7 protein-coding genes are annotated in these 7,364 nt (G+C 32.0%); 5 read left to right on the forward strand and 2 right to left on the reverse strand.

What is annotated here, in order from left to right; all coding sequences use genetic code 11:
• Positions 1-57: 57 nt before the first annotated feature.
• Positions 58-1,689, reverse strand: a complete 1,632-nt coding sequence (locus Q1B07_RS25785) for an AAA family ATPase (RefSeq protein WP_299095436.1) — start codon at positions 1,687-1,689, stop codon at positions 58-60.
• Positions 1,690-1,899: 210 nt separating this feature from the next.
• Here Q1B07_RS25785 and Q1B07_RS25790 point away from each other — a divergent pair, with 210 nt between their 5' ends.
• The 4 genes from Q1B07_RS25790 (at position 1,900) to Q1B07_RS25805 (ending at position 5,602) form a co-directional block, all read left to right on the forward strand.
• Positions 1,900-2,298 (forward strand): hypothetical protein, encoded by a 399-nt coding sequence (locus Q1B07_RS25790; RefSeq protein WP_299095434.1) that lies wholly within the window; start codon positions 1,900-1,902, stop codon positions 2,296-2,298.
• Positions 2,299-2,337: 39 nt separating this feature from the next.
• Positions 2,338-2,589, forward strand: a complete 252-nt coding sequence (locus Q1B07_RS25795) for a hypothetical protein (RefSeq protein ID WP_299095431.1) — start codon at positions 2,338-2,340, stop codon at positions 2,587-2,589.
• A 71-nt stretch (positions 2,590-2,660) separates the two neighbouring features.
• Positions 2,661-4,091: an ATP-binding protein gene (locus Q1B07_RS25800; protein ID WP_299095429.1), complete on the forward strand. Its 1,431-nt coding sequence runs from the start codon at positions 2,661-2,663 to the stop codon at positions 4,089-4,091.
• Between the two features lie 194 nt (positions 4,092-4,285).
• On the forward strand, positions 4,286-5,602 hold the full coding sequence (locus tag Q1B07_RS25805) for a TniQ family protein (protein WP_299095427.1): 1,317 nt from the start codon (positions 4,286-4,288) through the stop codon (positions 5,600-5,602).
• Here the strand turns inward: Q1B07_RS25805 and Q1B07_RS25810 are convergent.
• Positions 5,594-6,070, reverse strand: a complete 477-nt coding sequence (locus tag Q1B07_RS25810) for a helix-turn-helix domain-containing protein (protein WP_299095425.1) — start codon at positions 6,068-6,070, stop codon at positions 5,594-5,596. The genes Q1B07_RS25805 and Q1B07_RS25810 overlap by 9 nt on opposite strands.
• A gap of 268 nt (positions 6,071-6,338) precedes the next feature.
• Between Q1B07_RS25810 and Q1B07_RS25815 the strand changes: the two genes are divergently transcribed.
• The gene (locus Q1B07_RS25815; protein WP_299095424.1) at positions 6,339-7,304 is read left to right on the forward strand and encodes a TnsA endonuclease N-terminal domain-containing protein; all 966 of its coding nucleotides are present in this window, start codon (positions 6,339-6,341) and stop codon (positions 7,302-7,304) included.
• The last annotated feature ends 60 nt before the right edge of the window (positions 7,305-7,364 follow it).

Here is a 7,364-nt window from a genome sequence, read left to right on the forward strand (position 1 = left end):
CTTCCGGCCAATAATTCCGTCAGATTATGGACAAAGTATTTCATCAATTTCTTGTCATTATAGAGCGTCAGTAACACCAGTATCCTTATCGTGAATGACAAAAGGGTGCAATCCCATAGCATTAAAGTACTTAACTAGTGAAATTATAGTCGCTTTCCCTCTTGCTTTTACTACGTGCCAGTTATGAAGTATATCTTTTCTTACTTCGTTAGGCATTCTTCTAAGTGTCTCCCTGATAACAATATCTTCAGTATCTCCTTCAACTATTAGAACATTATCTACAAAGAATATTTTTGCCATATGATCGTCAATTCGAACAATCATTTTAACAAAGGTTTTATCTTCATCTGTTAGATTGCGATAGGCTTCTGTAATATTAAACGGGTTTGATTTTACCTTATAAATATCAAATTCATCCCCACGATGAGTCACTGTGAAAGGTATTATAGAAAAATGATTTAAAACTTGCTCAGCTTTTCTTCCCAAATCAATCATAAAAGGTGAGTGTGTGGTACAAACAATTTGATTGTTAGCTGTACTTGCCAATTCATAAATTGTGTCCCGCAATTGATGGGCTGCGTTAGGATGTAGATATATTTCTGGTTCCTCAAATCCAATAATTAGAGGAGGAGATCCTTGTGCATTCTCACGCATATTTCTATACCTTAACATCGCAAAAACTGCCGATCTAATAACACCCGTACCTTGCTTCTCAACCTTTGTGTGAACGTTACTACTCATTTTAACTTCAAAAACGGGTCTAATACTTCTATTTGCATCTGTTAAACTGGCAGCAGCAAGTAATTTAGTATTTGGAAATACACCATCGAGTATATTATTAAGTTGGTTCATCATTCTTCCAAACTCTTTAGTCTCATCGTGAGGATCTAGTTCTTGTTGTAGCAATTCTAGGTGTCTTTGTGCTTCTTGGAAGTTCAGTGAAGCATTTCGTACTTCTTCAAAAAGATTATTTAATGTCTTGACCAATGCACCGCTAGTTCCGGATAATTCATCAATTTTATCTTGAGCAGGTATTAAAAGAAAGTTGGGTAGTCGAGATAAAACATTACCGGGAATACCTCCTGGATTTAAGAACCATTCTTCTAACTCTTCGTTAATATCGTATAATTCATCTAAGGTCAGAATTTGTGATTTTTGTGTTGGTGTTAAATTCTTACTTCTTTCAAGAGTAGGAAACTCTTCATTTATTAACTCTTCGGCTAGTCCATTTTGGATATAATCATCAAGCGTCCGACATTGAGCAAAACGAGGTTTTAAATTTCGCTGTAACTGTTTCATTTCTATTTTTACATTTGCCCCTTTTACAAATGTTTTTCTATAAAAAATCCGATACCCAGTTTCATTCGGGAAATTTGTATTATCATATGTAAAAACTCTTCCCTTGAGCCCCTTCCAGGTTCTTGCTTCTTCGGGACAGTTTCTAAATTCAGCAGTAAGTATAATTTTGTCTGTGATTAATTCATTTTCGTTTAAAGATTCGTTTAGAATACTAAAAAACTCTTCACTATCATCCAATTTTCTAACATCAGTTAACAAATACTCTAATGCTTTAAACACTGTACTTTTGCCTATGTTATTTTGTCCAATCAAGAAAGTGCTAGCACCAAAATTTATTGTGGTATCAAGATGTTTTCTTAATCCCTGAATCCTTAAACTATGAAGTTTCAAATTTTATTCCCCCTTTTAATGAACTATATATCAATTATAAACCTAATAAATTACAAAGTTTAACAATTTTTTGAAAAAAAGAATGATCTAGGTTATTAGTCATAAGTGAATATAAATATTATTAATACTAATGTGTGTATTATAGGTGATTATTTCCATATTTCTTAGTAAAATTGTATTAGAGGAATTAAAAGAAGGGAATTATCATACGTGATTAAAGATGTATTCCAAGATAAAGAAGTACTTAAAAATAAAGTGTTGAGGAGTTTTCTGTTGGTTGCAGCTATGTTGCTTTTGTGCTGGATCCTCTATTACATACTTAATATTGATAATTATGTGAAACAATTCGAAATGTATTCAGCATCAGAAGATTTCTATAACAAAAAAGATTATGTATACGCTCTTGAAGGTTTTGGTGAGATACCTAGCTTTAGAGATTCCAGACAGAAAGCTGAAGAGATCGTAGAAATTATGATGAGAGAGATAGAAGTTTTTTTAGCAAAAGGTAATTTTGAAAAAGCCGATGCTTATGTTCTTGCACTAAAAAATTATTTGTTTCTACCTGAAGAAAAGAAGAACATAGTAGAAACATATGAAAATGAAATTTAAAATATAATAGATGTGAAATTAGCAAAAGAACGGGGAAAATTGAGAAATACTGAGCCATACAATGGTATGGCCGAAGAAAACATTGAATATTCAAGGTGGGGACCTCCTACTGAAATTACTAAGGATCTAAATTATGAATCTTTAAGGCCTGATAGAAGGGTAAAATATTATTATTGGATTGAAAAAGATCCTAATGGTAGATTGAAAAGTTCTAAAACATTGATGGTTAAGGAAGGGTTTGTATGGGGAGAACCGAAGGTTTCTACCTATTATATAGATGGCATAGAATAAATATGGCGAAGGTTTAAATTATTTAAAATTCATTAATTAATAAATACTATATTTATTATAGGAGATTAGATATGAAAAAATTTGACTTAAATATAGAGAAAGTCTTGGAACACTGGGCAGTCCCTCACGCTTTAAGAGAAATTATAGCAAATGCATTGGATGAATCGAATTTAACAAATACTGAGGAGCCGAAAATTTTTAAAGATCAAGAAGGAAAATGGCATATTAAAGATTTTGGAAGGGGATTAAAATATGAACATTTAACGCAAAATGAAAATTTAGAGAAGGTTAAAAATCCAAACCAAGTAATAGGAAAATTCGGTGTTGGTTTAAAAGATGCATTAGCAACATTCGATAGAAGGAAAATTGGGATTTTTATTAAATCAAAATTTAGTGACATCACCATAGAAAAATTACCAAAAGAGGACTTCGATGATGTTATTACCTTGCACGCGATAGTCAATAAACCATCTGAGCCTAATATGGTTGGTACAGATTTTATTTTTACAGGTCTTAAAGATGAAGATATTGAGAAGGCAAAAGATTTCTTTTTAATGTATTCTGGTGAAAAGAAAATCGAAGAGACTAAGTATGGATCTCTTATTGAAAATAAAAAGAAACGCTCAAGGATTTATGTAAACGGAATTTGTGTAGCAGAAGAAGATAATATGTTGTTTTCTTATAATATAACGTCCTTAACGAAGAAGTTGCTACAATCCTTGAACCGAGAAAGAACAAATGTGGGAAGAAGTGCTTATACTGATCGGATAAAATCAATACTATTAGAATGCTCTAGTTCCACTTTTGCAAGTAAATTGGTAGTCGATCTGCAAAAAATTCAAACAGGAAGTTCGCACGATGAATTACAGTGGATTGATGTTCAGCTCCACGCTTGTAAAATATTAAGTAGTCAAGAAAAGGTGTTGTTCGCAACGGCATATGATTTAATGGAAGGTGGAAAATACCTAAATTATGCTAAAGATGAAGGGATAAGAATAATAACTGTACCGGATTCGTTAGCTAGTAAACTTGGAAATAGTACAGATTTAAATGGAAATAGCTTTAGAAATATAGATATTTATGCTGAAGAGTGGAATGAAAAATTTGAATTTGATATTGTAGATGTGAAAAATTTAAGCAAAAAAGAGAAAGAAATATTTGCATATAAAGATACAATTCTCGAATGGTTTCCTAAAACAAAAAATGTTGTACATAGTATTGTGGTTTCTGAAACAATGCGACCCGATAATTATACAGGTAATGACGCAGCGGGATTGTGGGAACTCTCAAACAGAAGAATTATTATTAAACGAAGTGAGTTGAGAAATATTCAATCTTTTGCTGGAACGCTAGTACACGAACTAGTTCACGCACATACAGGTACGGATGATAATACAATAGAGTTTGAAAGTGAATTAACAGATACGATAGGTAATTTATCTAAATTACTTTTAGAAAACTCAAAGAATAAAAGGGGATTAAGAAGTTTGTTTAAGATATGAAAAGTATAAGGTTTGGAACAGAATAACATATGAAAATGATTATTTTAGTGAGAAATTAGAATGAAATCAACCGTAAAGGAGCATATCTAGTGGAATCAATGTAATAAAAAAGAAACATTTATCTCTTTATTTATTGAATAAATGAATAGAGCTTTGTCCAAAATTGAATTAATTAATTTTGGAGGAGCCTAGATATGAATGGATCGGATAGTAGGAGCCGTCTTTTTAACATTGAACCAGAAGGTATGAATACACCGTACATAGAATCACTTACTAGCTATATAAACAGACTTGCAAATAGACATACGGTACTTGTCGGAACGATTGTGAAAAAGATATTGACACAAGAGTTAGATAAAACTTATTTGAAAAATATTGCAATTAAAGGAGGAGATGGTTTTTATAAATCCTCCAATGCAATAAATGGAGTCGGCCAGATGGCAAATGACTTTGTAAGTGTTATGGAAAGGCTAACTACCAGAAATGATTTAGAGAATACTACTTTACTAAGCCTTGCTGAAGTGTTTCCTACAAGAGGACTTTCAAGAAACAAAAAAGCTTGGTGTCCTGATTGTTTAGAAGAAATGAAATTGCAAGGAGAGATATATGAACCTTTAATATGGAGCATTCAAGCAGTTAAAGTTTGCCCAAGACATAAAGTGAATTTAATAGAACAATGTCCATTTTGTAAGACTAATCCTTATTTTCTAGACAGATCCTCAAATCCTGGTTACTGTTCCAAATGTCTAAATTGGTTAGGTGAAAGTAACCAGAACAAACTTTTAGAAGGAGAACAAGTGAATCAGTCATTAGATACAGTTATTTTAATTAGGGATCTTCTTAATTGGGTAATTAGAGATGAAGTCATTCTTCTTAAGCGGGAAAATTGTATCTCTTCATTAAATTGGGCAGTACATAATTTTTTTAGAGGTAGTACTTCGGCAGCAGCAAACACGTTAGGATTTAGTAATACCACCTTTAGGTATTGGTTAAATGGAATCAATCGTCCCACAATAAATGCTATCTTAGATATTTGTATAATTTTAGGATTATCAATGGAAGAATTCTTTTTGAAAAGAGGAAAAATGACCGAATTGTTCTATGGAAGGGAAAATAACATCGTTAAAATGAATAAGAAGCAACTTAATTATCAGGAGATAGGGGGATTTTTATCTTTAATTATTAATAATGGTTATAATATTTCAATTAAAGAAATTGCTCAAATTGTTGGCTGTGATCGAAAATTGCTATCCAAGGTTTTTCCTGAGCAATGCCAAGCAATCATTTCTCATAATAAAGAACATATCGCAAATAAGAAAAATAGCCGGTTCCTTGATATATCTGGGAAAATTGAACAAACATTTTTTTCCCTTATCCAAGAAAATCAGTATCCAAGTTATCGCAAAATAGAGGCGATAATGGGTGAGAGGGTATTACAAGAAAAGGAAATTAGGAATCGATATATCGAGTTAAAAAAGGTAATAGATGAATTTAATAACCTACTAACGTAAAGATTTATTTTTAGTTAAAAGGTCTTTTTCTATACCTTCTTCCTTTATTAGTTGCTCTCTTGCTATGAGACAATTGCTGCATAGGGTAATTAAGTTGTTAGAGTTAAAACTACCATCATTGGTTTTAGGATTAATATGAGTCACTTCTATTGGGATATTAGGTGCTTGGGCACCACAAATTTGACAAGTTCCATTATATTTTAAGAGTGCTTTATATCTATCGATTGGTGAAATTTCTAGTTCTTTTTTATAATCCGGTATATACCCTGCAAGTTTTAATAGTTTTTCCTGTTCATAACACAATGCATCCGCAATTTTTTTTGTGGTTTTTCGTGATGGAATATGCTCCCCTCTCTCTATTTTGGCTATTTGGGAAAAACTTACACCCGATAAATTGCCAAGTTCTTTTAGGGTAAGTTTTTTTTCTTTTCGGAGAGCTCTGACAATTGTTCCTAACGTATTTTTCATTTATCTTTCCTCCTTTATTATATTTTTTGATATTTTTAAGATTATTAAAAAAACCTATTTTTATCAATAAAAATATTTTTATTTATTGGGACATTTTATTATTTTACAAGGTATATTAACTTGGCTTATAATGAAATTGAATTTTTAGACTATTAGGCATAAAAATTGGATATACGACAATGATGATAAAAAATACATCAATAACTTTGCGTTAAAATTGTCGTTTGATTACAATTTTTTAAAAAAACAACAATCGAGGTGGACATAAATGATAAAACATTTTAAACATTGGGCTGACCGGAAGAAGCTAAGCAGCAGTGCAATAGAAATAATCGGGGAAATTCGTAATGGTGATCCATCCCGAAAGGTTGATAGCCGTAAAAAAAACGTTTCGGGTTTTTATCCCAGCAGAAAAATGGGTGTGACGATCCAGTTTGAAAGTCACACCGTCGAATTGGCCGGGATATATGAAAATGAATTAGATGAGAATGTTATTGAATATTATGATCAGCCACCTTCATTTGAAATTACATATAAAGGAAAGAAGAGCAAGAAGACACATCAATATACACCAGACTTTTTTGTGATAAAGAATGATTGGATTGGTTGGGAAGAATGGAAAACTGAAAATGAGTTAATTGATTTGGAGAAAAAGAATCCAGAACGATATTACAAAGATGAAAATAATTTTTGGAGATGTCCACCTGCCGAAACATATGCAAAAGAGCTTGGACTGTCCTTTAGAGTTCGTTCTGACCGGGAAATTATTTGGGAGAGACTTAATAATATCAAGTTCTTGGAGGACTACCTAAACGACCCAAAAGGTAAAGTCCCTGATGAAGCGAAGGAAGTAATATTTTGTGAAATTAAAAAAAATCCAGGAATCTCAATTTATGATTTAATCCTTTCACTTCCTAAAAATATCACATCTGATAATGTTTACTACCTTATTGTTACGAACGAGATCTTTTGTGATTTGGATAATTTCGAGATTACTGACTTTAAGAAGTTCCTTCTTTATCCCGATAAATTGACTCAGGAAGTATACTCGAATATCAAAAGAAATATTACCCGTGAGGATTTATTAGAAATTGAAACTCTCGAATTGTGTGAAGGTAGCAGTCTTAGGTGGGGGAATAATATCTACGAAATCATAAACAGTGATGAGGAAAATATTTGGTTAATGGGCCAAACTGGTACCCCAAAGAAATTAAGCGTGTTTATTGCAAAATAAAAGTACAGAGTTCTGCAGCAAAAATGTGCAGAGCCTGACTGCATAAAAAAAAGGCTTGCC

It is taken from the genome of uncultured Metabacillus sp., assembly GCF_947503125.1.
Classification (GTDB): Bacteria; Bacillota; Bacilli; order Bacillales; family Bacillaceae; genus Metabacillus.